Raw genomic sequence first — 25,208 nt, 5'->3', positions numbered from 1 at the left:
TGCACGATAGGGCTAGATAAAAGACAGGACGCGCAGAGGCAGGCAGAAAAAAAGCCGGGCACCATAGTGCCCGGCCTAAAACGCGCTTTTACTTACTCACGGCTCCTGGCCCCATTTCTTCTTCTACACTTCCGCAGCTCAACATCTCATCCCCATAGTAGGGGTTCCTGATGTTTGATTCACTTGCTAACCAGTATCCGCCCTTCCCATTATTTGCCATCGGGCAATGTTGTTTGTACACCTTCCCGCTTGTTACTTTGTCCGATTTAATCAGCTTTTCAACCTCTGCAGTCAGAGCATCGAACTGCGCGCGCTGATCGCTCAGCGTATTCATACCCGCCAGCTTTGCTGCGATTGTTCCGCCTTTTGCATTCCCGATCTTCTCAAGCGCACTTCGAAGGGCAAGCGCGCCGTTACGAGCTTCTTTCTGGTCTGACCTGACCAATGCGTCTTTTACATGAAGGTAGTGCACGTAGACTTCCTTTACTTTTGCACTCTTAAATCCAACGGTAGCATTCGCTGAGGCCTGACCCGACTCGTGACCCTGTCCTGCAGCTCTTTCCGTTTTTACGGAACCACCTGAGGTACAAGCAACAACTGCAGAAAACATTAAAATCAGGCTGCCTGAAATCAGGCTTTTCATTACGGCATTTTTTTCATAATCATTCCAAATTAATAACGGATAGCAGTTACTACTGCCAGCCAACATAAAACAATAGCTTGTTAGTCTCTCAAGAAAAGGGAGTGGCCATGCTGTTATCCCAGGCCTTTCTTTAGTACTTGCTCACTGTAAAGAAGGTAAGCTCCACTAATTACTACATTCTCTCCAGCTGACAACCCGGATGTAACAACTACAGAGCGATCGTCTTCAGCTCCCGTCTCTACCGTACGCATTACAAATTTATGATTCTCTTTCATTACCCATACGTATGCCCCTTTTTCATCACGTATCACTCCGTCAAGCGGAATTCGAACGGCTCTTTCAATCCGTCCCATTCCAAGCGTTGCCTGAGCAGTCATCCCCGGCTGCAACAAGGCAGCCGGATTCTTAAGAACAGCTCTCACTCTCAGGATCTGATTTCCCTCCCCAAGTTGCGGAGCTACAAAGCTAATACGTGCGCGCTGCTCACCGATTCCCGGCACAAAGACGCCTAAAGGTGCTCCTAATTTCGCATCGGCGCTTTCTTCCGGATAGAGGTCCGCTTCCACCCACACCGAGCTATAATCTTCCAGGCGCATAAGGGGCATACCTTCCGTGACATACTGGCCCTCCTGTACATTCAACTCCTTCACTACACCAGAAGACGGAGCATACACTGTTATTAAGGGATCCGGATTGCTACGTTTCCTCAGCTCGTTCACTTGCCGTGCGGAATAACCAAACAACTGCAACTTACGCAACGCTGCCTTGAGCAGGTCTTTATATATCTTTTCGTCAGGAAAGGCCGCCGCTTGCTTTACCTGCAACAAGTAATCTTCCTGCAAAGTGAGCAATTGTTCGCTGTAAACCCTGAACAAGGGCTGGCCTGCAGAAAGTGAAACTCCGGGCTCCTTAACAAGAAGAGCGTCGATCCGCCCCGGAAACTTCGAAGAAATTACCTCTACTGACTCCTGATTGCTTACGATCCTTGCATTTAGTGTTCTTTTAGTACCAAATTCACCTAACCCTACTTTTACTGTCCGGATGTTTGCCAGACGGATCTGACTCTCGCTTAGTTCAATTTCGCCAGGCACGGCCTGCTGGTTAAGCGGGACCAGATCCATTTTGCAAATGGGACAAGTACCAGGATGACCTTCTACTATCTGAGGATGCATGGGGCAGGTGTATTTTTGGGTACCCGCTTGCTCGCCGTCCTTCTCTCGCGTCTTGGTCCCACACGACGCGACTATCAGAAGCACGATTAAAAATGGCATCATTATTAACTCTTTCATTTACATTCCTTTTTAAAGTTCTTCATCTCTGTTCATTGCGAAGTCTTACAAAGCTCTCGCTGTCGACCAGAAACCAGGCATTTTCTGCCACTTCATCATTTGAACCAATACCGCTCTTTACGTTAAGAAGATCTCCTGCTCTGCCGGAGATACGTACCGCGCGCGGTACGAACGCGCCGTTCTGCTTTACAAAGACGACATTTTGCTGGCCAAGGTCAAGCACAGCGGTCTTTGGCAACCAGTATCCTTCTTTCTTTCCTGATGTGTGGCGTACAGAAACGATCTGTCCAACCTTCCACCGCCTTTCCTTATTATGTACAACTGCGCGTACTAAGCTAAAAGCAGATCCATCTTTGTAGTAAGGCTGCACGAGCTCAATACGCGCAGTGGACTGAAGACCCGGCTGTCCGACAGCATCAACGTTCACACTCATTCCTTTCTTTAAAGCGGGCAAAAACTCGGGACGAACCCAGAATTCCGCCCAAAGACTCGCGTCGTCCGCTACTCGCAACACAGTCTGCCCCGCACCAATATATTGGCCTTCGCTGATCGTCATGCGAACAGAAGATCCTGAAGGGGAAGTAGCGTCAGGGTTAGTCGGGGCCGTTCCAGCCATCCCCGCTGACATGCCTCCACTTGCAGAGGCCGTGACTGCAGAACCGGCTCCATTGGTTCCTGCCGGAATTGCCTGTGCGCTGTTATTACTTATTTCAACGACGTAGCCGGAATACGGGCTGTAAATTGAAAACCGGTCCCTGATCCGTCCCTCCCGAATTACTTCCGAAATAAGGCGGTCCGATGCGCCGAGGAGACGTAATTTTTGCTTTGCTCTTTGAAACAGTCCTTCGTCACCGCTGTTCCTCAGAAAAAGCAGTTCCTGCTGCGCGCTGGAAAGATCAGGGCTATACACCTCCATCAGCTTCTGCCCCTTTTTTACCTGCTGGTAGTTATATTTAACAAACAGCCTTTCAATCCTTCCCCCACTCTTGCTGATACGGACCTAAAGCTCCTCGTATTATATGAAATAACGCCGTTGAAAAGCAGTTCTTCAGGATGTGTCTCTCTTTGTAACCTTACAGTCCTTATCGAAGAAACCACGTATTCATCGGGACGTTTAAGAAGCATCGACAGGGTATCCTCTTCACCCGGCTGCCTTTCTTCTCCGCCAGGCTGCGAGGGCTTTCCTTCATGGACTTTCACCAGGTCCATCCCGCAAATCGGACAGCTTCCTGGTTCATTCTTTATCACTTCCGGATGCATTGGGCAAGTGAACTTATCATGAGATTTGCCGGCTTCCTTTCTTTCATTGCGGCTGCAGCCGATAAGACACAGGAACAAGCTTAACAAGATCAGGGTCGCTCTTCTATCTTTCAATAGTCTCTTCATATGCTGCAATCATTTGATAAAACTTCTGTAACTGACTCAGGTAATTCATCTGTGCCATATTTTGCGCTTCCCAGGCGTCAATAACCATATTGAGATCCAGCTTATTCTCCTGGTAGGCCAGCATTGAAACGCGCAGGTTCTTTGACAGAGCAGGTAAAATCTTCTCTTCAAAATTCCAGATTTGGTCCTCCATCCCTCTGAGTTCTGCGTCCATAGAACGTGCCATTCCCGACATCTCCGTTAGCATGGCCTCTCTACGCTGATTCATGGCCTCTATTTCGAATTTCATCGACTTTTCCTCGGCCTTATACATAGACGAAGCCCATGGAACGATAGGTATCGAAACCATTGCCATAGCAGTGAACTGTGCCGGCATCATAGATGAATAGCTTTTCATATGATCAAACTTCAGTTTGAAGTCCGGCTTTATTTCTTTACGCATTTGCTCAATGTTTAACTGCATAGCACTGATGGCCTTGTCCATCTGAAGGATATCGCTCCTGCTCGACGCAAAGTAAGATGAATCAGCAAGAGCAATAGGTCGATAGGCGACCTTAAAAGTGGTATCAGGGACAAAAGGCGTTCCCCCATCCCGGTACATCAGAGCATTCAGCAGTGCCGTCCTGGATTGGATCTCTCCTTCTGTCATCAGAATCATGTTCTGAGATTCGTACTCACGCCCTTCAGCCTTATAAACCTGACTTAAACTTCCCTGACTGTAAGGGTAACGAATGGCAGCGAGCTTCTTCATATTCTGCATAATCCTCAGATTTTCTTTCTGCACGGCTCTTTTGCGATAACTGACAATCAGCTCCAAATAAAGCTGCTTCGTCCTGGCACGCAGTCCATTGAAAAATGCAGCTTTCTCAGCCATGGTTACGCCAGCCTGTGCTGACAGGTAGCGTCTTTTCGCACTCACCTTAGCCGGATTAGGAATATCCTGCTCTGCTGATATCATTAAGGCCCCTTTATTTTCTTCACCCATCTGTTCTGTTCCGGGATAAGGAGTCATGAACGATCCAACTCCAACCATAGGAGCCATCCAGGCACCAGCCCCGGCTATCTTTGCATTTTGGCTATTCACCCTTGCATCAAATACTTTTAGGGATGGGCTATTTTTTTCCACTTCTTTGAGTACGTCGGAAAGGCTTAAAACGGGCTGCGCCTGTACGCTCGTACTGCCGGCAATAATTGCTGCCGAGGCAATAATCGTTTTAATGCTGTACATCATACACCTCCAGCTTTCCAAACTTCTTAAGTTCATATTCCTTCGTCATTAGAAAAATCAATGGGGTAACCAAAAGGATGTGTGTTGAAGAGGTCAACACCCCACCAATCATTGGTAAAACGATGGGCTGCATTACGTCACTTCCAACTCCGGTAGACCAGAGTACCGGTACCAGGCCAAAAAGGGCTACACAAACCGTCATAATTTTCGGTCTAAGCCTTTTTGCTGCGCCCATTATTACGTATTCCCGTAAGTCATCCCTGGAAATAGCTTCCGCAGTGTTTCCCTTGATGGCAACCAGCTGCCTCATCGCATCGTTCAGGTATATGACCATCACCACACCCGTTTCAACGGCAATACCGAACAAAGCAATAAAGCCGACCGCAACTGCAACAGATAGGTTAACGCCCCAGAAAAATACCAGGTATGCACCGCCAATCAAAGCAAAAGGAATGGTAATCAGGCTGAGAAATGCTTCTCTCAGCGATTTGAACGCCAGATATAGCGAAAGAAAAATAATCACCAGGACAACGGGAAGTATATAAATAAGCGTCTTTTGCCCCCTTATCATATTTTCGTACTGTCCGCTCCATTCAATGAAGTAGCCTGCCGGCAGCTTAAGGTGGTTGCCAATCTTTTCGATAGCTTCCTGGACTGTTGTGCCAAGGTCACGTCCTCTAACGTTAAACATAACAGCGCCCCGCAGAATTGCATTCTCAGAGGCAATCATAGGAGGGCCGTCTGCGAAGCGGATGTCGGTAACAGCAGAAAGAGGAATAGTTCCTACAGCCGGAGATACCAGGGGAATCCGTTTCAGCCGATCGATGCTGTTCCGGTAATCCTGCCCCAGGCGCACCTGGATATTAAATCTTCTGCGACCCTCTATCGTAGAAGCAAAAGGGGCGCCCCCAATGGCAGTTTCGACAACATTGTTCACGTCGTTAACAGTTAGTCCGTACCGTTCAAGCATATCCCGTTTGATATTTATCTCAAGATACTTTCCACCTGTAACTGGTTCGATGTAAAGGTCCTCTACACCCTTCGTGTTTTGTAACTGCGACTTAATCTCTCTCGACACCTTGTCTATCTTAGTCAGATCCTGTCCGTAAACCTTTATCCCCACGTCCGTCCGTATTCCGGTGGAGAGCATGTTGATCCTATTAATGATCGGCTGGGTCCAACCATTCACAACTCCCGGGATCTGAAGTTTCGAATCTAACTCAGTGATGATATCCTGCTTAGCAATGCCCGGCCGCCACTGGTCCCTCGGTTTTAACATGATAATGGTCTCAATCATACTCATGGGCGAGTTGTCTGTTGCTGTGTTTGCTCTTCCTGCCTTTCCAAGTACCTTGTCGACCTCCGGAACCGACTTAATGATCTTATCCTGAACCTGCAACAGTCGCTTTGCCTCAGCATTTGATATATCGGGCAGAGTCACAGGCATGAATAAGACGGACTGCTCGTCGAGGGGGGCATAAACTCCCGTCCCATGCTTAGCAACAGCGGAATGCTTATCAGCAGAGCTGCTACATTTATCCCGAGGGTGGTCTTCCGATATTTCATGCAGCCTCTGATCAGAGGCTCATACAGTTTCTCAAGCCCTCGGTTTACGGGATTTTCGTGTTCGTTCCTGAAACGCCCCTTCATGAAGAAAGAAATCATGACGGGCGCCAGCGTTACTACGAGGATTGCATCGATGACCAGGATAAATGTTTTGGTATAGGCCAGCGGATGGAACAATTTTCCCTCCTGCCCGGTTAGCAGAAATACAGGAAGGAATGAGGTAATAATAATAATAGTGGAGTAAAAGACACCGCGGGATACCTGCTTACACGCCTTTTCAATGATGTTTAGCCGCTCCTCCTCCGGCACTTGAACGTAAGGCTTATCGCCCCCATTTCTCCTGAACAACCGTTTGATTTTACTCAGCATCAGAACCTCCTTTCCTTTTTTCGGTGAGCTCCATCTGGCGAACAGCCAGGTGCTTATATGAATTTTCTGCCATTATAATTCCGTTGTCAACTATTACCCCTATGGCGAGCGCAATCCCTGTTAGTGACATGATATTTGACGATATGTTAAAAAGATTAAGAACGATAAAGCTGGCGGCAATAGTCACCGGGATCTGAATGATAATACTGGCCGCGCTCCTCCAATGGAACAGGAAAACGATCACGATCAGCGACACTACCACCATTTCTTCAATGAGTGTATTCCGTATGGAAGACACTGATTCCTCAATGAGCTCTCCGCGATCATAAATAATGTCAAACTTTACCCCCTGAGGCAGCCCGCGACTGATCTCGTTCATCTTGGCCTTCACTCTTTGTATCACCTCATCTGCGTTTTCTCCATATCGAAGAACTACAATTCCTCCTACAGCCTCCCCTTCTCCGTTATAATCAAAAATGCCGAGCCTGCTTTCACCGGTCATTTGAACAGACCCTATATCTCTGACCTTTACTGGAACTGTTCCGTCCGAGCGCAACGCGATATTCTCGATCTCTTCCACGGACTTTAAGTACCCAGAGGTTTTAACAATGTAGCCGATGTCGGCCATTTCGAATTTACGTCCACCCGCCTCGTTATTGTTGGAACCTACGGCGTTGATCACGTCACCAATCCTAAGATTGTAATAGCTCAGCTTATTGGGATCTACTGATACCTGATACTGTTTCTGGAAACCGCCGAACGAAGCGATCTCGCTTACCCCCGAACATTCTGCAGGCCGAGCTTTACATACCAGTCCTGCAACGCTCTCTGCTCTCCGAGATCCATCCCGGGTGCATCGAGGCGGTACCAGAGTACATGGCCAACCCCGGTTCCGTCGGGCCCCATAGTAGGGGTAACTCCTGCAGGGAGCGCATTGGACAATGAACTTAATCGCTCCAGCACGCGGGACCGCGCCCAATAGATATCTGTATTATCATCAAAAATAAGGTAGACAAAGCTCATCCCAAACATCGAGTTCGCCCTCACATACTTCACTTTTGGGATGCCCTGCAAGTTTGTTACCAGGGGATAGGTGACCTGATCTTCTATAATCTGCGGACTGCGCCCCATCCACTCTGTGAACACGATAACCTGGTTTTCGGAAAGATCGGGAATTGCATCAATCTTACTCGTTCGTACCGAATAGATCCCATACGCAAAAATGCCCGTCGCCAACAGTAAAACCAGAAACCTGTTGCGTAAAGAATATGCAATCAGTTTCTCAACCATTTCATCAAGAGGTTTAAAATTTCAGAAAACAATAGCAAGACTCCGAACAGCGGACAGCTGAGCGGCAAAGAATAAGACGCGTGGTAACTACGTCAGCTCTTTAAGCAGATTCTATATTCTGAACTGCCGGAATAAGATATTAAGGGATCCTTTTAACCAATGAGAGCCCGAGAAATAAGAATTGGGCTGGATCTTGAGTTGCGGCGGCAAAAAAGAACTGAGGATGTTCTTTACAATAAACGCAATAAAACCATGCGCCTGAGGAGTGCTATTCTTCTCCAGCGAAGCGCGAACTTCGTTATGAAGAGTAATGGTTTGGTTATTACAGCAAGGGATTGAGGCAACAGCGCCCTTCGAAGAGTGAGCAGGAGCTTTGTGCAAAGCTCCCTTCGCCATATTGCAAAGTTCAGCGTCGCCAAAAATGGTAAAATTCTTAATTTTGCCACAACACCTGTGCACGGAGACAGGCACCCCTGCTGCTGATACTGTGATCAGCAATGCAAGAATTAATGCGATATATCCCCTTAACACTTTCATAGCAGGGCAAAGATAAGTATTTGAAAAGTTTCATTATATGACGGATAACATTTTTTACAGTTACACGTAGAAATAATTATGATCAAAATCACTTTGATTGATATTAAAATTATAAGTTTGACAACTTTTTACGGTATTTTAGCAAGAACATGAACGATGCAGCCCTATTAAAAGCAATAATAGAGAATGCGATAGATGGTATAATAACCATTAGCACCCGAGGATTAATAGAATCGATCAATCCCTCTGCTTGCCGGCTATTTGGCTATCTACCTGAAGAAGTGATTGGAAAGAATATCTCTATGCTGATGCCCCCTCCTGACCGCGAGAGGCACGACGGGTATATCGAGAGGTATCAGCAAACAGGGGAGCGACGCATCATCGGAATAGGCCGTGAGGTTTGCGGGTTGAGAAAAGACGGCACACAATTCCCCTTCCGTCTGGCGGTAAGTGAAGTAACTTTGTCAGATCGGGTAATCTACACCGGTTTTATTAATGATCTTACACGGGAAAAAGAAGCAGAAGAACGGATTCGTAATCATGCTGCGCAACTCGAGGAACTCGTAGAAGAACGGACGCTGTCCTTACGTAAAACGGTAAGAGCATTACAGGAAGCAAAGGAAGAAGTGAGTCTGTCGCTGGAGAAGGAGAAAGAGCTCAACCAGTTAAAGAGCCGTTTTGTATCAATGGCATCTCACGAATTCCGGACCCCCTAAGCTCCGTTCAGCTTTCAGCATCGCTCATTGAGAAATATGCCGCACAGGAAGACCCCAGAAATATATCCAAACATGTTAACAAAATAAAAGCAGCAGTAGGCAATCTTACAACTATATTGAATGATTTCCTTTCACTTGAAAGACTTGAAGCAGGGCGGGTCGAACCGAATTTCACTCAGTTTGACTTGGTAAAACTCTCAGAGGAAATTACGGAGGAAATGCAGCTGATTACCAAACAGAATCAAAACATAATCTACGAACATACGGGCCTCACCAGTATTGTCAAGCTTGATCAAAATCTGTTAAAGAACTGCATTATTAATCTTATCGCTAACGCGATCAAATATTCCGGCGAAAACACCTTTATTGAGTTTAATACAGAGGTCACCGAGAACAGATATATCATTACTGTTAAAGATAACGGCATTGGGATTCCGGCGGCCGACCAAAAACATCTCTTTCAACCATTTTTCCGCGCTCATAATACCGGAAGCATTCCAGGCACAGGCCTCGGTCTTAATATTGTAAGACGTTACGCGGCACTTATGGAAGGAAAAGTTGATTTCGAGAGCACAATTAACAAAGGCACAAAATTTACTATATCTTTTGCAAAAGATGAAAAAACCAACCATTCTAATAATTGAAGATAACGACGACATCAGAGAAAGCACAACTGAGATCTTAGAGCTTGCTAACTACCAGGTGCTGACTGCGGATAATGGCAAGAGTGGTGTAGAAATAGCGACCAAACAACACCCCGATCTCATATTGTGTGATATCATGATGCCGGAGCTGGATGGGTACGGAGTCTTATACCTCCTGAATAAGAGCCCTGAAACTGCGACAATTCCGTTCATCTTTCTCACGGCAAAAGCAGAACGCATTGACATGAGAAAAGGCATGGAAATGGGCGCTGATGACTACCTGACGAAACCTTTCGACGACGTAGAGTTGCTGAATGCGATTGAAAGCCGTTTGCAAAAGAAGGAAAAGCAGCAAGCTTATTACAGTAAGTCATTGGAAAACCTTGAAAACTTAATAGGACACGGCGATGGAATGGCAGAACTGCAAAAACTGATTTCCGATAGAAAAATCAGAAACATTAAGAAAAAACAGGTCATTTATTATGAGGGAGACCAGCCGGCAGGCCTCTATCTGATCCTGCATGGACGAGTAAAAACATATAAACTGAGCGAAGATGGACGGGAGCTCTTAACAGCAATATATGGACCGGAAGAATACTTCGGAGTAAACGCCCTCTTAATGACCGACAGCTACCATGAATCGGCAGAAGCTGTTGAAGATACCGCGTTATGTATGTTACCCCGCGACACGGTAGAACAGCTGATCAACAATTATCCCGAAGTTGGAAGGGAATTCATCAAGATCCTCTCCAACAACCTCAAGGAGAAAGAGGACCAGTTATTACAGCTGGCCTATCATTCTGTTAGAAAGAGAATGGCGCAGGTGCTGCTCCGTTTGGCGGGGAACGGGCAAGACGGCGGCGTGCTTAAAATATCAAGAGATGACCTCGCCGCTATGGCAGGCATGGCAACTGAAACCGTGAGCCGTACCCTTAGCGATTTCAAAGACGAAGGACTGATCGAAAAGAAAGGCAGCCAAATTGTAATTCTGAATGCCAAGAAGCTTCAGACAATGAAAAACTGACAAAGATCACTTTTTACCCTGACTCTCCTCAAGACCTGCTACGGCTCTCATTCTTAAATTTGTATTTAATATCTATTAAAAATGAGAGCCGTAGCATACAGTATCAGGTCTTTTGAAAAAGAGCCACTGGCAAAAGCCAATCATAAAAAACATGATATTACTCTAATCTCCAACCCGATTGGACTGGAGACGGTACAGTATGCAGCAGGCAAAGAAGCTGTGATTATCTCTGCAAGTGATTATGTTTCGGATGCGATTGTTTCACGGCTCGCTGATTTGGGAGTAAAATACATTACAATCCGCTCAATGGAGACGGACAATATAGACAAGGGAGCTGCCTTAAGATGCAATATAAAGATTGCTACGGTGCCGGTTCCATCCGGCTCACCTTTGACAGGACCGGAATTCATACTTCACCAATACGAGATAGCTTCCGGCACCATTCGCAATCTCGACATCTGGCAGGACAGCAAGACAAACGCAGATGAGGCGGAAGTTCGCACTACCTTGGCTCCGCAAACACTACCTACCTCTATGATCAACAACCCCGATGCAGGATGATTACACAATCGCTAATCGACAAATACCACGTTCCGGCACCGCGATACACAAGTTACCCCACCGTCCCCTACTGGGACCAGAACGCTCCTGACGTTGAGCAATGGAGGGACTCCGTGCGATTTTCTTTTGAAGAAAGTAATGCCCGGGATGGGATCAGTATCTATGTTCATCTTCCGTACTGCGAAAGCTTGTGCACCTACTGCGGCTGCAACACCAGAATTACCCGTAATCACAGTGTAGAAGAGCCTTATATAAATGCAGTCCTGAAGGAATGGCAGCTGTACACGAGCATTCTGCCGCAAAAGCCCATCATCAAGGAAATACATTTAGGAGGAGGAACTCCCACCTTTTTTAGTCCTGCCCATTTACAGATTTTAATAGAAGGTTTATTGAGGGAATCTGTCGCACATGAGCAGGCTGAATTTAGCTTCGAGGCACATCCTGCAAATACTACATTAGAACACCTTCAGACTCTTTACAATCTTGGCTTTAGACGGCTTAGCCTTGGCATCCAGGACTTCGACCCTTATGTCCAGCTCATAATAAATCGTATCCAAACTTTTGAGCAGGTAAAAGAAGTCACTGCCCAGGCCCGAAAGATGGGCTATTGCTCCATCAATTTTGACCTGATTTACGGCCTGCCTGTGCAAACCCTGGAAGGTCTGACAAAGACCATACAGCAGACTCTCACTTTACGGCCCGACCGGATTGCCTTCTACAGTTACGCGCATGTGCCCTGGATTAAACCGGGGCAAAGACGGTACACAGAAAAAGACTTACCGTCCCTTGAACTTAAGCGACAGCTTTATGAGCTCGGAAGGGAAATGCTATCATGCGGCGGATACGAAGAGATTGGGATGGACCATTTTTCGCTCAAGACTGACAGTTTATATCTTGCAGAATCGGAGGGTACTCTCCACCGCAACTTTATGGGGTATACTCACCAATACACTAAACTAATGATCGGGTTAGGGGTGTCATCTATTAGTGACACTTGGTTCAGCTTCGGGCAAAATGTAAAAAAAGTTGAAGATTACCTCGCGTTAGTAAACGAAAATAAGCTTCCGGTCTTTAAAGGACATTTTCTAAGTGCAGAGGATCAAGTCATACGAAGGCACATCCTCAATATTATGTGCAAAGGCAGTACTTCATGGTCTGATGCAACCCAACAGTCTCCCTCGCTTGCCGACGCAATCACCCGGCTCCTTCCACTGCAGGAAGACGGACTAATCGAATTGAAAGAACCGGAGTTGCGAGTAACATCAAAAGGCAAGAGGTTCCTGAGAAACATTTGTATGGCTTTCGATGCGCGCCTATGGGCCAATCAACCTAAGACAACAATGTTCAGCATGGCTGAATAACAAAAAGAGCCTGCCGTTCTATTTACAAATAACACCACTATCTGGGCCTGAAGGACTGAGGTAAGGAATATTCAGGGTCATGCCCTTTAAAACGAACCACAGACCAAGACAGATCATCAGATAAGGCATCACTTTGTTTACGCGGAAGCGAAAAGCTGGTTGCGCAAGCCCCAGGCCAAAAGTCGCAACCAGCATCAATGGGATGGTGCCAAGGCCAAAGCATAACATATAAAGCGCTGCGTCGACCACGCTTCCAGTATTAATCGCACCTGCCAGTCCAAGATAGACAAACCCGCAGGGCAAAAGCCCATTTAGGGAGCCGATAATCAGGTGATTGGCCCGATGTTGTAAGGCCAGGGAGAACAGCCGATTAAACGGGATCAATAACATGGATGATCCGTTTTTCACTATTTGCTTCTTAAATAAACGGGACAGTGCGGCCATCACAATCAGTATACCGCTTATAATACTTAGCGATTGCTGCAGTCCGGAGAGCCAAAGTTGCCGTCCAATAAATCCCGTCACGAATCCCAAAAGCATGTACGCTAATACTCTTCCGAGCTGATAACTTAGCTTATCGAAAAACACTGACACTTTTGATGAATGCCTAGAAGGAACGGCGAATGCGAGCGGCCCGCACATTCCGATACAATGGACGCTCCCGAACAGGCCGGTAAAAAATGCTAACAACCAAACACTCATTGCACAAAAAACTCTCTTTCGTATAAATAAGACTTATCAGCAGAGCCTTTCCATTCGAAAGTAAGTCTCCAGCTGCCGCGCTCAATGCCGGCTAATGGTACTGAGACCTCCCCCTTGTCATCTGTATTCAGTATGAAAGCCCGGTCCAGCTTTTTATTCCGCGCGTGCGTGAATTTCAGCTTGCCAGCAGCCTTCGTTTTAAAACGGATCTCCATCCGGGTCGCCGACTGAACAATATCAGGTGCGGCACCGTCACGCTCAACATTCTGCTTACGGATATAATCCTGATCATAGGAAAGACCCTTCTCATAGTAATCCTTTTCAACCAGGTCATCTGTGCCGCTCATCATCATTCTCGCGCTCAGAGCGATAATGAACGCCATAAACAGTCCCATCGCTATAATAAGTTTTGTTCCCCAGCTCATCGTTTTAAAAATTAGGCGGTGCAATAAAAGTAGTTTCAATGTGCGCTACAGTCCTTCCATCAGAAAGCACATCAAGCTCGATATCCGATTTGTACTCTTTAATACCCTTCTGAGGTCTGATCACAAAAAAGTAAGCTTAGCGCCGGCTCCTTTCTTTAACTTCCTCTCTTGTTGGATGTATTGGATAGACACACCTTTTTCCAGCGGCCTGATCTCAAACTGCAAGTCCTTGTTTGTCTTATTAACGAATTCAGCATTGTACAAATTACTAACAGTTCCATCATCCCGAAGTTGATAAAGCGTCCCACCGGCTCTCAAGACGGTGGCCTCTACATCAGTCCTTCTCACCAGCAAGACCACAAGGACTGAAATCATCACCAGTAAAACCGCCGCATAAGAGTAAAGTCTTTTTCCCGGTTTAAAAATACCCCCCGTTGCTATCTGATCCTCCGATTTAAAGCCTATCAATCGTTCCGGGCGATTAATCTTTTTCATGACCATGTCGCAGGCATCAATACATAAAGTGCAATTTATGCACTCCAGCTGCGTGCCGTTCCTGATATCTATTCCGGTCGGACATACCTGGACACACAGGGAACAATCAATACAATCACCCGTAGCCTTGTCCGTCTCTATCCTCCGCCGCTTTCCCCGCGGTTCTCCCCGCTTATAATCATACGCTACGATCATTGATTTATTGTCGAGCAAGACGCCCTGCAGGCGGCCGTATGGGCAGGCAACGATACAGACCAGCTCCCTCATTCTGGAAAATACCAGGTAGAAAACCGCTGTGAATAACCATATGGAAATAAAACCTGTCAAATGCGACCCAACTGGCTCGGATACTATTTTAAGTAATTCAGTCGACCCGATGATGTAAGACAGAAATATGTTAGAAATGACAAACGAAATCAGGATAAATAAAATGTGCTTAGTTCCCTTTTTCCATACCTTCTCGAAAGAGAGCGGGGAACTGTCCAGCTTCTTCTGCTTCACAGGATCTCCTTCAATCCAATATTCGATCCTCCGAAAAACCATTTCCATAAAAATGGTTTGCGGACAGGCCCAGCCGCACCAGACGCGACCAAAAACAACAGTAAAAAGGACAACAAACACGACGAAGATCAGCATTCCCAGAACGAACAGATAGAAGTCCTGTGGTGAAAAGGTGACTCCAAAAAATGCAAACTTTCGTTCCAGTATGTTCAGCAGGATGAGTTGCTCGCCGTTCACCTTTATAAAGGGAGCAGAAAAAAGCAAGACGAGCAGGGCATAACTGAAGTAACTGCGATATCTGTATAGCTTTCCCTTTATAAGCTTCGGATATAACCACTTCCTGTGCTTTCCGTCGTCTGTAACTGTGGTTATATGATCTCTGAATGAAATTGTTTCCCCCATTATGTAGTGTATTAAAAGCAAAGTGCTATGAGCATTACACCCATAGCACTCCGCTTATCCCTCCTTCTCGCCCTGAGGAGCCTTTGCGCCGGCAGGGTTTGACCCTTTTAGCGATAGTATAAAGTTCGTAACTTCTGAAATCTGCTTAGGAGTAAGTGTCTTTTCCCACGATATCATCCCTTTCTCCGGGACCCCATATTTGATAGTTTTAAAAACGCTGTTAACCTTTCCTCCATGCAGCCAAAATTCGTCTGTCAGATTCGGGCCTACGACTCCCTGGCCCTTGTCTCCATGACAAGCTACGCAATTTGACTTAAAGATGGTCTCTCCGGCAGATATGACCGCGGCATCCTTACTTTCCTTTACGGTATTCTCGTCAATCAAATTTGCTGCCTTCGCTAGGTAGGCCGCCTTCGCCGCGTCGGCTTCACGAACTTCAGCAACGTATTCCTCATCCTGAAGTTTACCCCAGTTGAAAACGTGATAATTAAGCAAATACGCTCCGGCAAAGAAGATCGTGGCATAGAAAAGCCACATGAACCATGCAGGTGTAGGATTATCAAGTTCGGCAATTCCGTCGAACTCATGGTCAAGCATGATATCCTTCTCTTCGGAGATCGGCTTTAATCCAAGGACCTTAGTCCAGATTCCTGGCTTGCTCTTCCTCAAGGCAACCCATTCTTCATATTCCAAGCGCCTCTCTGCCACGGGAGCAGACAGCTTTGTTGGATTTAACAGCTCGCGTGAAAGTGTCTTGAATGTATTTAGCAAGACTACGGACACTCCCAGCAAAACCAGGGCAGCAACGATAAAGACTACGATAACAATGTCCATCATTATATTTCCTGACGGGGTGCTGGCCGGCGCCGTCACTGCAGCCTGATCCTGAGCAAGGACCGGTGCCGCCGACAAAAATAAAAACAGCAGGTATGATAGTTTCTTCATATTATTAGTTTTCATCGTTAGTTAAAGGGAGTTCACTCATGTGCCTGATATGATCCTTCTTCATCAAAACCAACATCACTGCAACCAGAATGAAGAACAACAGAAATATTCCAAGCGAAGAGATCAAATAAACCTCACTACCCGCTACTTTATCTATAAATTGCCTAAACATGTATTTTCAATTATCGGTGATTAATTTTCTCCTCTTACTCCCTTGAGTCGCCCCCCTTTGGGTTATTCGACGCGGTTTTACTTGCCTTGATGTCGACGCCCAGTCTTTGTAGGTACGCAATGATGGCCACTATCTCGCGGTCGCTTTTAACCTTTATATTATCTTTCGACAAGTTGCCGGCTATAACTGCGGCCTGCTTGCTAAGTTCGCGATTTGCAACACCTTCGTATCCCTCTTCGTATGGCACGCCCAGCTTGCGCATAGCGCGGATCTTTGCTACAGTAGTAGTAGTATCCAGCTGCTGCTCTATCAACCATGGATAAGGAGGCATAATACTTCCGGGCGACATGGTGGTTGGATCGAAAAGGTGGTTAAAGTGCCATGCATCAGAGTACTTACCGCCCTCACGGTGCAAGTCAGGTCCCGTACGTTTTGATCCCCACAGGAACGGATGATCATACACATATTCACCGGCCTTGCTGTATTCTCCGTAACGTTCCGTCTCCGAACGGAACGGACGAACCATTTGCGAATGACAGTTCACACAGCCTTCACGTATATAGAGATCCCTTCCCTGCAATTCCAGGGGTGTATAAGGTTTCACGCTTGCGATGGTTGGAACATTAGATGAAACCATGAACGTTGGAACAAGCTCAATCAAACCTCCAATGAGGATCACGATCAGAGAGAGTACGAGGAACTGCATCGGACGACGTTCCAGAACGCGATGCCAGGTCTTTTCAGATGCATGCGGCGTGAATACTGGCGTTAATGCCATTGCTTCTGCCGGTTCATTTGCCAGCAATTTCCCCTGAGCCATTGTTTTCCACAAGTTCCAGGTCATCACAAGAACACCGGTGAGATACATTGCCCCGCCGATCGCTCTGAACACATGCATCGGGATAATGCTGAGGGTTGTCTCAAGAAAATTAGGATATTTAAGCATCCCCTCAGCGGTAAACTCTTTCCACATCAGCCCCTGTGTGAAGCCCGACCAGTACATCGGAATAGCGTAAAATAGGATCCCGAGTGTTCCGATCCAGAAGTGGAAGTTTGCCGCTTTCTTGGAGTACAGCGAAGTCTGATAAATACGCGGTATCAGCCAATACAGGATGGCGAAGGTTAAAAAGCCGTTCCATCCCAGTGCTCCAACGTGGACGTGAGAAACGATCCAGTCGGTAAAATGCGCGATTCCGTTTATCTGCTTCAGAGAAAGCATAGGCCCTTCAAATGTTGCCATACCATAAGCGGTAAGACCAACAACCATGAATTTAAGCCGCGCATCGTCGCGAACTTTATCCCAGGCTCCTCTCAGTGTTAACAAACCGTTGATCATTCCTCCCCAGCTCGGTGCTATCAGCATAATGGAAAAAACAACTCCGAGTGACTGAGCCCATGAAGGAAGTGAAGAATACAAAAGATGGTGCGGTCCTGCCCATATATAGATAAAAATGAGCGACCAGAAATGAAGAATACTGAGCTTGTACGAGTACACAGGCCGGTTAGCCATTTTAGGCAAAAAGTAATACATCATGCCCAGATATGGCGTAGTAAGGAAGAAGGCTACAGCATTATGTCCATACCACCACTGTACAAGAGCGTCCTGCACGCCTGCATAGAGGTAGTAACTTTTTGTAAAAGAAATAGGCAGCTCAAAAGAATTGACGATGTGCAGAACGGCAACAGTAACAAAAGTTGCTATGTAAAACCAGATGGCAACGTACATATGACGTTCGCGTCTTTTTATGATAGTCCCGAACATGTTAATCCCGAAGACTACCCAAATAAGAGTAATCGCAATGTCGATCGGCCATTCCAACTCCGCATATTCGTGAGAAGTAGTAAGCCCGAGTGGAAGAGTAATAGCAGCAGCAACAATTATCAGCTGCCATCCCCAGAAGTGAATCCGGCTCAGAACGTCACTGAACATACGGGCCTTTAGAAGGCGCTGCAGAGAATAGTAAACGCCCATAAAGATGGCATTTCCTACAAATGCAAAAATCACTGCGTTTGTGTGCAGTGGACGGATCCTTCCGAATGTCGTATACTGCGAATGCATGTTCAAGGCTGGCTTAAATAGTTGCATTGCAACCAACAGCCCCACCGTCATCCCTACTATACCCCAGACAATCGTGGCAATACCGAAATTTCTGACAATCTTATTGTCATAATTAAACTTTTCAAGCTGCATAAATCAAAATGGATAGATTTGTTTTTCTATTGTCAAAAATAGCTTGTTCAAACGCCTATCCTAATGACCAGAGTAGTAGAAAAAAAGTGATAGTTATCACACTCAAAACAATTCGCAAAGAATTAAAAAGCTCCTTTCGCCGCAACACGAATCAGGCACGGCGCCCCTATGCCAAGCCCGGGCCAGGTATAAGTACGTTATTTTTTCCTATTTTAGTTCATCTCAAGACAACACTAAACATACTACAATGAAGTACGCAATCACATCTGTACGTGCTCTGTCGCTTGACGCGGGGCTCCTTTTACTTCGGTTCCTGTCAGGCGCGGCCATGCTGACGCACGGCTGGGCCAAGCTACAAAATGTTTTACAGGGAAAGCTGGACTTTGGCGATCCAATCGGTTTAGGGACGGAGTTCTCTCTTTACTTTGCCATCTTTGCCGAATTTGCTTGCTCTCTCCTGTTGATAATAGGCTTCCTGACTCGCGTTGCTCTAGCAGCCTTAATAGTCACCATGGTGGTAGCTTTTTTTATAGTCCATGCAAATGACCTGTTTGGAGTAAAAGAGCTGGCTTTTCTTTACCTGAGCATCTTCGCGGCGCTTTTTCTCACCGGGCCGGGCAAATACTCGCTTGACTACAAGATGTAAAATCCGCCTGACTAGCGTAGCAAATCGCTTCCGCGCCCCTTACAGAAGGACACCAGAGCAGAAAACATGATTACCAAAAAGGGACCCGCAATAGCATAACTGCGGGTCCCCTCTCTTTCAAATCGCTTTTTATCTTCAGCTCTTTGTCTCTTCCTCTTCCGGGCGGTCGTCGTCAAATAGCATCCTCACCGCCGGAGTATGAACATCATCATGCTGCCCATTCCTGGCCGCCCAAAAAAAAGCACCCAGAAAAACAAGTGCCATTAGAACGCTACAACCTATCAGGAAATACAAAATATTCATCTCAACCTATTCTTTCTCGCAAAATAGCGGTTAGCAATATTAGTAAAAGTAATAATTGTGATCGTACTGACCGGCATCAGCACCGCCGCGGTAAGAGGGGAAAGCTGTCCCTGAACTGCAAAGTAAACCCCTATCAGGTTGTATACAGTGGCAATCATAAAACTCCATTTGATCACGTCAACGGCGTTTTTAGCCTGCCTGATAAACTGAGGGATCTTGCCTAGCTCTTCTCCCTGGAGAATGGCATCACATCCGGGAGTGAAATTATTTATATTATCGGTCACTGCCACGCCGAGATCGCTTTGCTTCAATGCGCCGGCATCGTTTAGCCCGTCACCCAGCATCATAACCTTGTAGTCATTGTTCTGAAGCTTCCGGATATAATTCAGCTTGTCATGCGGGCTCTGCTTAAACAGCATGGGAACATAAGAAGGAAAGATCTCCTCAAGACTCTTCTTTTCAGTTGCGGTGTCACCGGAAATTAAATGCATCCGATAATTGCTCTTCAACCTGGCAATTAATTCTTTGAGCTCTGTTCTCCACTGCTGGCGAACATTAAAGAATCCCTTATACTGCCCATCTATATTGATATGCACGCTGGAAGAACTATCGGCACCTTGCAGACCGGGAGCAATAAAAGACCGGCTGCCGAGTCGCACCTCGTGATTCTCGATCACAGACACCAGTCCCTTTCCTGCTGTTTCCCGGTAAACCGAGACAGGAAAGACTTCCTTAATGCCCAGCCATTTTACAATTTCTCTGCTTAACGGATGTGAAGAATTCCGCGCTGCGGACGCAACCAGCATTTCTTCCTGGAGGCTCAGCCTGCCTGTAAAGGTGAGATTCACGACATTGGGACATGTAATTGTGCCAGTCTTGTCAAATACTACAGTATCAATCCTGGCAAGCTGCTCAACTACATCTGTATTTTTCAGGTAGAAGCCATTCTTGTCAAAAATTCCAAGCACTGTGGACAGCGTCAGGGGCGTGCTCAATGCAAGAACACAAGGACACGCGACTATCAAAACAGCAGAGAACGCATCCCAGGCCTTCTTCGTATCACCCAGAGTCCACCAGGACGCAGCGGCAGCAAACGCTACTATAAGAACCACAGCACTGAAATACTGCGCAATAGTGTCGTTAAAATTCCGGATCTTACTTACATCTGTCCGGAATGTTTCATTATTCCAAAGGCGCGTCAAATAGCTTTGAGAGACCGGCTTCACTATTTCCATCTCCAGCGCCTCACCGATCTGGCGCCCTCCCGCATAAATTATTTCTCCCAGCACTTTACTCACAGGCTGAGATTCGCCCGTAACGAAGCTAAAGTCGAAATAACCCTCTCCCTTCATCAATATAGAATCGGCAGGTATGATTTCATTATTGCGAATCAGAATCCGGTCTCCGATATTTAAATCTCCAATAGGGGTAGGCTTCTCCTCTCCATCCTTCAGTACCGTGACAGCAACGGGAAAATATGAACGGTAATCGCGATTGAACGAGATATGCTGATAAGTTCTCTGCTTCACCCAGCGTCCCATTAAAAGAAGGAAAACGAGTCCGCTTAACGTGTCTGTAAAACCGGCGCCCGTCCCGGTTATAATTTCAAAAGCCGAACGAATAAAAAGAACTGCAACTATGATCGCGAGGGGGGTGTCGAGGTTTATAATCCTATTCTTAAGGCTCCCCCATGCAGAAATAAAGAAGTCGCGACTACAATAAAAAGTAACCACTACTGCAAAAGTGAGATTCAGCCAGCCAAACAAGGACTGAAACTGGCGCTCAAAGGACGACAAACCCAAATATTCGGGAAAGCTAAAAAGCATCACATTTCCCATGCAAAAGCCAGCGACTGCGATCTTTTTAATCAGATCCCTGTTCACCGAATCCTTCTTTTCTTTAACTACGTCCTGGAGACTAATGAGAGGCTCATACCCGATCGATGAAAGCACCTCCACCAGCTCTTTCAAGGAAGTCTTGTTGTGATCAAAGGTTACCGCCACTTGCTTCTTCAGAAAGTCTACGCGTGATTGCAAAACGCCCTGATTTAGCTTGTGCAAATGCTCTAATAACCAAAGGCAGGAGCTGCAGTGAATAGCGGGTATATAAAAAGTGATGAGCGTGATATTCTGATCGGTGTAGTCAACTAATTGCGCGAAGATCTTAGGTTCATTCAAAAACTCAAAATGCTGTTCTGTAACATCTTTAGTCTGACCGGGGGTTTTGTTGTAGTTATAATAATTACATAAGTTATTCTGACTTAGGATCTGATAGACGCCCTTACAGCCAGCACAACAAAAATGCTTGTCGTCATGAATATGCAACTCCCCTGCTATTTCATTCCCGCAATGAAAACATAAAGATTCTGTAGATGTCGCTGAGGTTCTCATTTACTTATTATTTCATATCAAAGATGCGATATAAGTTCAAACATTAGAATGACAGTCATTGGACTAAAAAAATGATGAATATCACAAACAACGAACTAAAGATAAGAAAAACAGAGAAAACCTTCCTGCCTGCAGGGACAAGCCCGAATGAAGTGAATTAAAAAGCTATTCTCGTCCACCATGACACAAATTGACTATAACAAAAAACAAACCGGGAGATGCGATGACAATAATCAGAACGAAATATGATTCACATCATTTATCCCCTGCCCGAACAATCCTTTATTTGCGTATGAATAGTGCAATGGGAAAAGAAAGTTAACATCTGTTTAACTAAAATTTATAAGAGATGGAAAAGAAAGAATTTAATCGATTACTGACCACTCAAAGTAAATATCTGAAACCGCAGGCGCTGAAGTTTACGAAAGATGCTGACGACGCAAAAGATCTGATCCAGGATACACTATTAAAAGCGATCCTGAACTCAGACAAATTTCGTGAAGGAACAAATTTTAAAGGCTGGTTGTACACGATCATGCGAAACCTCTTCGTGAACAACTACAGGAAGCGCAGTTTTCATACTTGCCCACTTGAAACGGAAGATCTTATTAAAGACCACACGGAAAATCAGGGGGAATCGAATATGAGGATTGAGGGAATACGGGCAGCACTCAGGCGACTGCCTCGTCAGTATTATCAGCCATTTACGATGTACTTAGACGGATACAAGTACAACGAGATCACAGAAAGGCTGTTAATTCCTCTAGGCACAATAAAAAATAGAATACACGTAGCGAGACAAATACTTAAACAAACTATCGCATAATTTTTACAAATAACTCTCAAGAGAAGCTTAAAATAATTCAATTTATTAAGCCACCAATTAATCGAAAGTCAAACGTCCTGGTTCCCAACCAGGACGTTTTTATTTATATACACACTGCCCTTTTTTCAAGTCAATCCAACTAGCTACCAACAACTTAACACATTAAGACCGGGCATGAGACCAATAACAATTCCTAAAAATTGCTGCACTTTTTTGACTCACTATTTTCAAAGTAACATTAGCAGGGTAGGTTTATTTAAATCTTTGAAATAAAGGGAGCTTTTAACGCACGAAGGAGCAGATCGGCGTTCGAAAGTAAGACCTCAGTCAGAACTATGTGGCACAGATATTGCTGCTTCTTACATAAATCCTGTCTGCCATGATCACAAAGCCATACACTGAATCGCAAATCAAACAGCGGCTTAGCACCGAAGAAAAAAGAAGGGCCGATGTAACTGTTTTCCTGATGCTTACAGCCGTCGGGCTAATGCTGTCTATTATCTTCTCGCTCTAAGCTAATTGCACTCACCTTGCAAGAAACAAAAAAAGGCACCCTTATTCAGGATGCCCGTATTCTTTCAAGTTAAGAAGCAGTTAAGCCTCCACTACATCGCCGATAATTACCTGGCGCAACATAGCTTCGATCTCTAAAAGGTCATCAAGCAGCTTCTTCAAGTATTGCTCTGTCTGATTATTAATGTGCCCGATTAACTTCTTATAATATTCTATTCCCAACAGGAGCTGCTCCTTAAATTTCTCCAGCTGCTTAATTTTCTTAGCATCGAGGCTCTTCATATGCTGAACGATATCCTTTTTAAGATAATCAACATACAACTTCAATTCATTCACAAAGATACTCGGTCGGCTGACTCCGTGTAACAGGTTCAATTTGCCATAAATATGCTTTACCATCTCATCCAAAGAGAATACCCGGGAAAAATACGCAAGGTTCGGCCCGGGGCAAATTGCAACAGCTTTATTCTCCCGCGGCTTCAGAATATCATTTTTTATGTACGCAGAAGTGCAAAGACCTTCGCAAAGGCAAAGTTTCTCGGTAACCTTACGATATTCCGACTCATACTGCTCTTCTGAAAGACCCTGACTTTTGAGCTGCTTAATCTTTAGATCCTGATACTCACGCGACGCCGTACAGATCGGCTCACTCGTGAACTCGGTATTTGACACGAGGAATTTCTTCTTGCAAGGACTTCCCGGCCGTCCCCTTTCAATCCGTTCTACACGCTGCAGTTCGGCCGTACTTTTTTTATAATTATTAAACGGAATTCCCAGGGGCGATGCGGCGCTGATATAGAAGTCGGAGGCATCTGAATGAATGAGGTTCTCCAACGTTTCCTCGTCGACATTTGTCACTTCGGGAACGAGCAGGAACGGACTTCCCCATCCTGTTGCATCGAGCTCGTAATAATTGAGCAAGAAGTTGTTCTCCTCAGCGGTTCCTATCCCCCCTGAACGGTTATACGCATCTTTGGTGCTTCATCCACTACGGTTCCCCGGGCGATCAGGGCTGACTGAAACAGGCTGAAAACATCCGCAATCATTTCCTGTCTTTTGCTCTTAAACTCTTCGAGTATTGGTCCAAGCAAATAGCCCTCTGTAGCAAAAGCATGCCCCCCGCAGTTTAATCCTGATTCAATGCGAAACTCCGACACCCACAGGCCTTTCTTCGCCAGAAATTTAGCTTGTATGAACGCTGAGCGGAAATCGCTCACTTTTAATACGATCTTCTTCTTCAGCCTTCCCTTTGCGTCGGGAAAAAAGTCTTTAAAGTTTTCGAGGTAACTATACAAGCGGGGGTTCATCCCGGCAGACAAAATAATCGAAGAGTTAAGGTCGCTATTTGCAAACCCTCTTAATGCAGCCAAAGCGTCGCTGTTCTCTTCTCCAAGCAACTCGCCATTCGCTGCATAGTTCATCTTATCAACCTTCGACATGATATTCACATCGATGGCTCCCTTTTCCATCTCTGCCCTCAGGGCCAGCTCCAGTCTCCTTTTTACCGCGGCATCCTGGGTCGCGATCATTTCTACGTACCTGCTTTTCAGGACAGAGGTATCAGGAAGAAGATCAAAATATCTTGTAATGTCAGTCCCCTCTTCAAAGGGCTGAGCACGCAGTTCATCAAACTGCTGATTAACCTTGCGGTTAATCATATTGAGATAGGCCGTGATGCGGCGCGCACGCGAATCCGGCTCACCCGCCTTTATCGGCACAAAGACCTCATCATCCTTCTGAGCATAAAACTCTCTCATCCGCTCAATAAGGATATCATCAACAACCGACAAAACAGAAGAAATGCCGTACCTAGCTACTTTTAGTGGTGTGTCTATAGTAAATCCCAGCCCCAAAACCGGGATATGAAATGTGTGACTCATTAAATACCGGATTAAATGTATTTTACAAAAGACTGTATATTTTTAGTATTAAAGTATGACACTGATCACTAATTAAAATAATCGTAGTTATTTATAGGAAGGTCTGACGCCTCTCTGATTCGTAAGACGCACGTAGCCTTTAACAACTGATAACAAGCAAATTCCTCCATATTTTCGAAACATTTTCCGCCCCTATTGCTTTT

20 protein-coding genes and 3 pseudogenes are annotated in these 25,208 nt (G+C 45.7%); 6 read left to right on the top strand and 17 right to left on the bottom strand.

Annotated elements, in window-relative coordinates:
* Positions 1 to 88: 88 nt before the first annotated feature.
* From ACES2C_RS08970 to ACES2C_RS08935, 8 genes and pseudogenes are all read right to left on the bottom strand, one after another.
* Positions 89 to 643, bottom strand: coding sequence for a DUF3347 domain-containing protein (locus ACES2C_RS08970; protein WP_374166608.1), 555 nt, complete (start codon positions 641 to 643; stop codon positions 89 to 91).
* Positions 644 to 756: 113 nt separating this feature from the next.
* Positions 757 to 1,932 carry an efflux RND transporter periplasmic adaptor subunit gene (locus ACES2C_RS08965; RefSeq protein ID WP_374166607.1) on the bottom strand — a complete coding sequence of 392 codons (1,176 nt, stop codon included), beginning with the start codon at positions 1,930 to 1,932 and terminating at the stop codon, positions 757 to 759.
* 22 nt (positions 1,933 to 1,954) lie between these two features.
* A complete protein-coding gene (locus ACES2C_RS08960; protein WP_374166935.1) occupies positions 1,955 to 2,896 on the bottom strand; it encodes an efflux RND transporter periplasmic adaptor subunit in 942 nt (313 codons plus the stop codon).
* On the bottom strand, positions 2,866 to 3,318 hold the full coding sequence (locus ACES2C_RS08955; protein ID WP_374166606.1) for a heavy metal-binding domain-containing protein: 453 nt from the start codon (positions 3,316 to 3,318) through the stop codon (positions 2,866 to 2,868). Before ACES2C_RS08955 ends, ACES2C_RS08960 begins: the two co-directional genes overlap by 31 nt.
* A complete protein-coding gene (locus ACES2C_RS08950; protein WP_374166605.1) occupies positions 3,296 to 4,549 on the bottom strand; it encodes a TolC family protein in 1,254 nt (417 codons plus the stop codon). The genes ACES2C_RS08955 and ACES2C_RS08950 overlap by 23 nt, the downstream gene beginning before the upstream one ends.
* A pseudogene (locus tag ACES2C_RS08945) lies at positions 4,533 to 6,481 on the bottom strand (efflux RND transporter permease subunit). Before ACES2C_RS08945 ends, ACES2C_RS08950 begins: the two are co-directional and overlap by 17 nt.
* Positions 6,471 to 7,771 (bottom strand): annotated as a pseudogene (locus tag ACES2C_RS08940) (efflux RND transporter permease subunit). The pseudogenes ACES2C_RS08945 and ACES2C_RS08940 overlap by 11 nt, the downstream one beginning before the upstream one ends.
* Positions 7,772 to 7,882: 111 nt before the next feature.
* On the bottom strand, positions 7,883 to 8,308 hold the full coding sequence (locus tag ACES2C_RS08935) for a hypothetical protein (RefSeq protein WP_374166604.1): 426 nt from the start codon (positions 8,306 to 8,308) through the stop codon (positions 7,883 to 7,885).
* A 149-nt stretch (positions 8,309 to 8,457) separates the two neighbouring features.
* Between ACES2C_RS08935 and ACES2C_RS08930 the strand changes: the two are divergent.
* The 4 genes and pseudogenes from ACES2C_RS08930 to hemN all read left to right on the top strand — a co-directional run bounded on the left by ACES2C_RS08930 (position 8,458) and on the right by hemN (position 12,614).
* Positions 8,458 to 9,668 (top strand): annotated as a pseudogene (locus ACES2C_RS08930) (PAS domain S-box protein).
* Complete coding sequence (locus tag ACES2C_RS08925; RefSeq protein WP_374166603.1) at positions 9,640 to 10,692, top strand: response regulator; 1,053 nt, start codon at positions 9,640 to 9,642, stop codon at positions 10,690 to 10,692. Before ACES2C_RS08930 ends, ACES2C_RS08925 begins: the two are co-directional and overlap by 29 nt.
* Positions 10,693 to 10,773: 81 nt before the next feature.
* A complete protein-coding gene (locus ACES2C_RS08920) occupies positions 10,774 to 11,253 on the top strand; it encodes a lactate dehydrogenase (RefSeq protein WP_374166602.1) in 480 nt (159 codons plus the stop codon).
* A complete protein-coding gene (gene hemN / locus ACES2C_RS08915) occupies positions 11,250 to 12,614 on the top strand; it encodes an oxygen-independent coproporphyrinogen III oxidase (RefSeq protein WP_374166601.1) in 1,365 nt (454 codons plus the stop codon). Before ACES2C_RS08920 ends, hemN begins: the two co-directional genes overlap by 4 nt.
* A gap of 18 nt (positions 12,615 to 12,632) precedes the next feature.
* Here hemN and ACES2C_RS08910 read toward each other — a convergent pair whose 3' ends face one another.
* The 5 genes from ACES2C_RS08910 to ccoN form a co-directional block, all read right to left on the bottom strand.
* A complete protein-coding gene (locus tag ACES2C_RS08910; RefSeq protein WP_374166600.1) occupies positions 12,633 to 13,316 on the bottom strand; it encodes a sulfite exporter TauE/SafE family protein in 684 nt (227 codons plus the stop codon).
* Complete coding sequence (locus ACES2C_RS08905) at positions 13,313 to 13,741, bottom strand: FixH family protein (protein ID WP_374166599.1); 429 nt, start codon at positions 13,739 to 13,741, stop codon at positions 13,313 to 13,315. Before ACES2C_RS08905 ends, ACES2C_RS08910 begins: the two co-directional genes overlap by 4 nt.
* 120 nt (positions 13,742 to 13,861) lie before the next feature.
* A complete protein-coding gene (gene ccoG, locus ACES2C_RS08900) occupies positions 13,862 to 15,139 on the bottom strand; it encodes a cytochrome c oxidase accessory protein CcoG (protein WP_374166598.1) in 1,278 nt (425 codons plus the stop codon).
* Between the two features lie 54 nt (positions 15,140 to 15,193).
* Positions 15,194 to 16,084, bottom strand: a complete 891-nt coding sequence (locus tag ACES2C_RS08895; protein WP_374166597.1) for a cbb3-type cytochrome c oxidase N-terminal domain-containing protein — start codon at positions 16,082 to 16,084, stop codon at positions 15,194 to 15,196.
* 206 nt (positions 16,085 to 16,290) lie between these two features.
* Entirely contained in the window at positions 16,291 to 18,447 is a 2,157-nt protein-coding gene (ccoN, locus tag ACES2C_RS08890; RefSeq protein WP_374166596.1) for a cytochrome-c oxidase, cbb3-type subunit I, read from the bottom strand.
* Positions 18,448 to 18,694: 247 nt separating this feature from the next.
* On the opposite strand from ccoN, the gene ACES2C_RS08885 reads away from it, so the two are divergent.
* Positions 18,695 to 19,093, top strand: coding sequence for a DoxX family protein (locus ACES2C_RS08885; RefSeq protein ID WP_374166595.1), 399 nt, complete (start codon positions 18,695 to 18,697; stop codon positions 19,091 to 19,093).
* Between the two features lie 135 nt (positions 19,094 to 19,228).
* Here the strand turns inward: ACES2C_RS08885 and ccoS are convergent, their stop codons facing one another.
* Positions 19,229 to 19,396, bottom strand: coding sequence for a cbb3-type cytochrome oxidase assembly protein CcoS (gene ccoS / locus ACES2C_RS08880; RefSeq protein WP_374166594.1), 168 nt, complete (start codon positions 19,394 to 19,396; stop codon positions 19,229 to 19,231).
* Complete coding sequence (locus ACES2C_RS08875) at positions 19,393 to 21,786, bottom strand: heavy metal translocating P-type ATPase metal-binding domain-containing protein (RefSeq protein ID WP_374166593.1); 2,394 nt, start codon at positions 21,784 to 21,786, stop codon at positions 19,393 to 19,395. The genes ccoS and ACES2C_RS08875 overlap by 4 nt, the downstream gene beginning before the upstream one ends.
* Positions 21,787 to 22,135: 349 nt before the next feature.
* Between ACES2C_RS08875 and ACES2C_RS08870 the strand changes: the two genes are divergently transcribed.
* On the top strand, positions 22,136 to 22,612 hold the full coding sequence (locus ACES2C_RS08870; RefSeq protein WP_374166592.1) for an RNA polymerase sigma factor: 477 nt from the start codon (positions 22,136 to 22,138) through the stop codon (positions 22,610 to 22,612).
* Positions 22,613 to 23,206: 594 nt separating this feature from the next.
* On the opposite strand, the gene ACES2C_RS08865 is transcribed toward ACES2C_RS08870, so the two are convergent.
* Together ACES2C_RS08865 and ACES2C_RS08860 are read right to left on the bottom strand one after the other, a co-directional pair.
* The gene (locus tag ACES2C_RS08865) at positions 23,207 to 24,046 is read right to left on the bottom strand and encodes a hypothetical protein (protein WP_374166591.1); all 840 of its coding nucleotides are present in this window, start codon (positions 24,044 to 24,046) and stop codon (positions 23,207 to 23,209) included.
* A gap of 23 nt (positions 24,047 to 24,069) precedes the next feature.
* Positions 24,070 to 25,005, bottom strand: coding sequence for a hypothetical protein (locus ACES2C_RS08860; protein ID WP_374166590.1), 936 nt, complete (start codon positions 25,003 to 25,005; stop codon positions 24,070 to 24,072).
* Between the last annotated feature and the right edge of the window lie 203 nt (positions 25,006 to 25,208).

The sequence above is a fragment of the Arcticibacter sp. MXS-1 genome (assembly GCF_041902385.1).
GTDB lineage: Bacteria > Bacteroidota > Bacteroidia > Sphingobacteriales > Sphingobacteriaceae > Arcticibacter.
The sequence above is the reverse complement of the archived record's forward strand: the minus strand, read 5'-3'. Positions and strand labels throughout refer to the sequence as shown.

Excerpts from the sequence above, each read along its gene's own strand:
- ACES2C_RS08970 (WP_374166608.1), bottom strand. The coding sequence starts at position 643 with ATGAAAAGCCTGATTTCAGGCAGCCTGATTTTAATGTTTTCTGCAGTT.
- ACES2C_RS08965 (WP_374166607.1), bottom strand. The coding sequence starts at position 1,932 with ATGAAAGAGTTAATAATGATGCCATTTTTAATCGTGCTTCTGATAGTC.
- ACES2C_RS08955 (WP_374166606.1), bottom strand. The coding sequence starts at position 3,318 with ATGAAGAGACTATTGAAAGATAGAAGAGCGACCCTGATCTTGTTAAGC.
- ACES2C_RS08950 (WP_374166605.1), bottom strand. The coding sequence starts at position 4,549 with ATGATGTACAGCATTAAAACGATTATTGCCTCGGCAGCAATTATTGCC.
- ACES2C_RS08935 (WP_374166604.1), bottom strand. The coding sequence starts at position 8,308 with ATGAAAGTGTTAAGGGGATATATCGCATTAATTCTTGCATTGCTGATC.
- ACES2C_RS08925 (WP_374166603.1), top strand. The coding sequence starts at position 9,640 with ATGAAAAAACCAACCATTCTAATAATTGAAGATAACGACGACATCAGA.
- ACES2C_RS08920 (WP_374166602.1), top strand. The coding sequence starts at position 10,774 with ATGAGAGCCGTAGCATACAGTATCAGGTCTTTTGAAAAAGAGCCACTG.
- hemN (WP_374166601.1), top strand. The coding sequence starts at position 11,250 with ATGATTACACAATCGCTAATCGACAAATACCACGTTCCGGCACCGCGA.
- ACES2C_RS08910 (WP_374166600.1), bottom strand. The coding sequence starts at position 13,316 with ATGAGTGTTTGGTTGTTAGCATTTTTTACCGGCCTGTTCGGGAGCGTC.
- ACES2C_RS08905 (WP_374166599.1), bottom strand. The coding sequence starts at position 13,741 with ATGAGCTGGGGAACAAAACTTATTATAGCGATGGGACTGTTTATGGCG.
- ccoG (WP_374166598.1), bottom strand. The coding sequence starts at position 15,139 with ATGGGGGAAACAATTTCATTCAGAGATCATATAACCACAGTTACAGAC.
- ACES2C_RS08895 (WP_374166597.1), bottom strand. The coding sequence starts at position 16,084 with ATGAAGAAACTATCATACCTGCTGTTTTTATTTTTGTCGGCGGCACCG.
- ccoN (WP_374166596.1), bottom strand. The coding sequence starts at position 18,447 with ATGCAGCTTGAAAAGTTTAATTATGACAATAAGATTGTCAGAAATTTC.
- ACES2C_RS08885 (WP_374166595.1), top strand. The coding sequence starts at position 18,695 with ATGAAGTACGCAATCACATCTGTACGTGCTCTGTCGCTTGACGCGGGG.
- ccoS (WP_374166594.1), bottom strand. The coding sequence starts at position 19,396 with ATGAATATTTTGTATTTCCTGATAGGTTGTAGCGTTCTAATGGCACTT.
- ACES2C_RS08875 (WP_374166593.1), bottom strand. The coding sequence starts at position 21,786 with ATGAGAACCTCAGCGACATCTACAGAATCTTTATGTTTTCATTGCGGG.
- ACES2C_RS08870 (WP_374166592.1), top strand. The coding sequence starts at position 22,136 with ATGGAAAAGAAAGAATTTAATCGATTACTGACCACTCAAAGTAAATAT.
- ACES2C_RS08860 (WP_374166590.1), bottom strand. The coding sequence starts at position 25,005 with ATGAGTCACACATTTCATATCCCGGTTTTGGGGCTGGGATTTACTATA.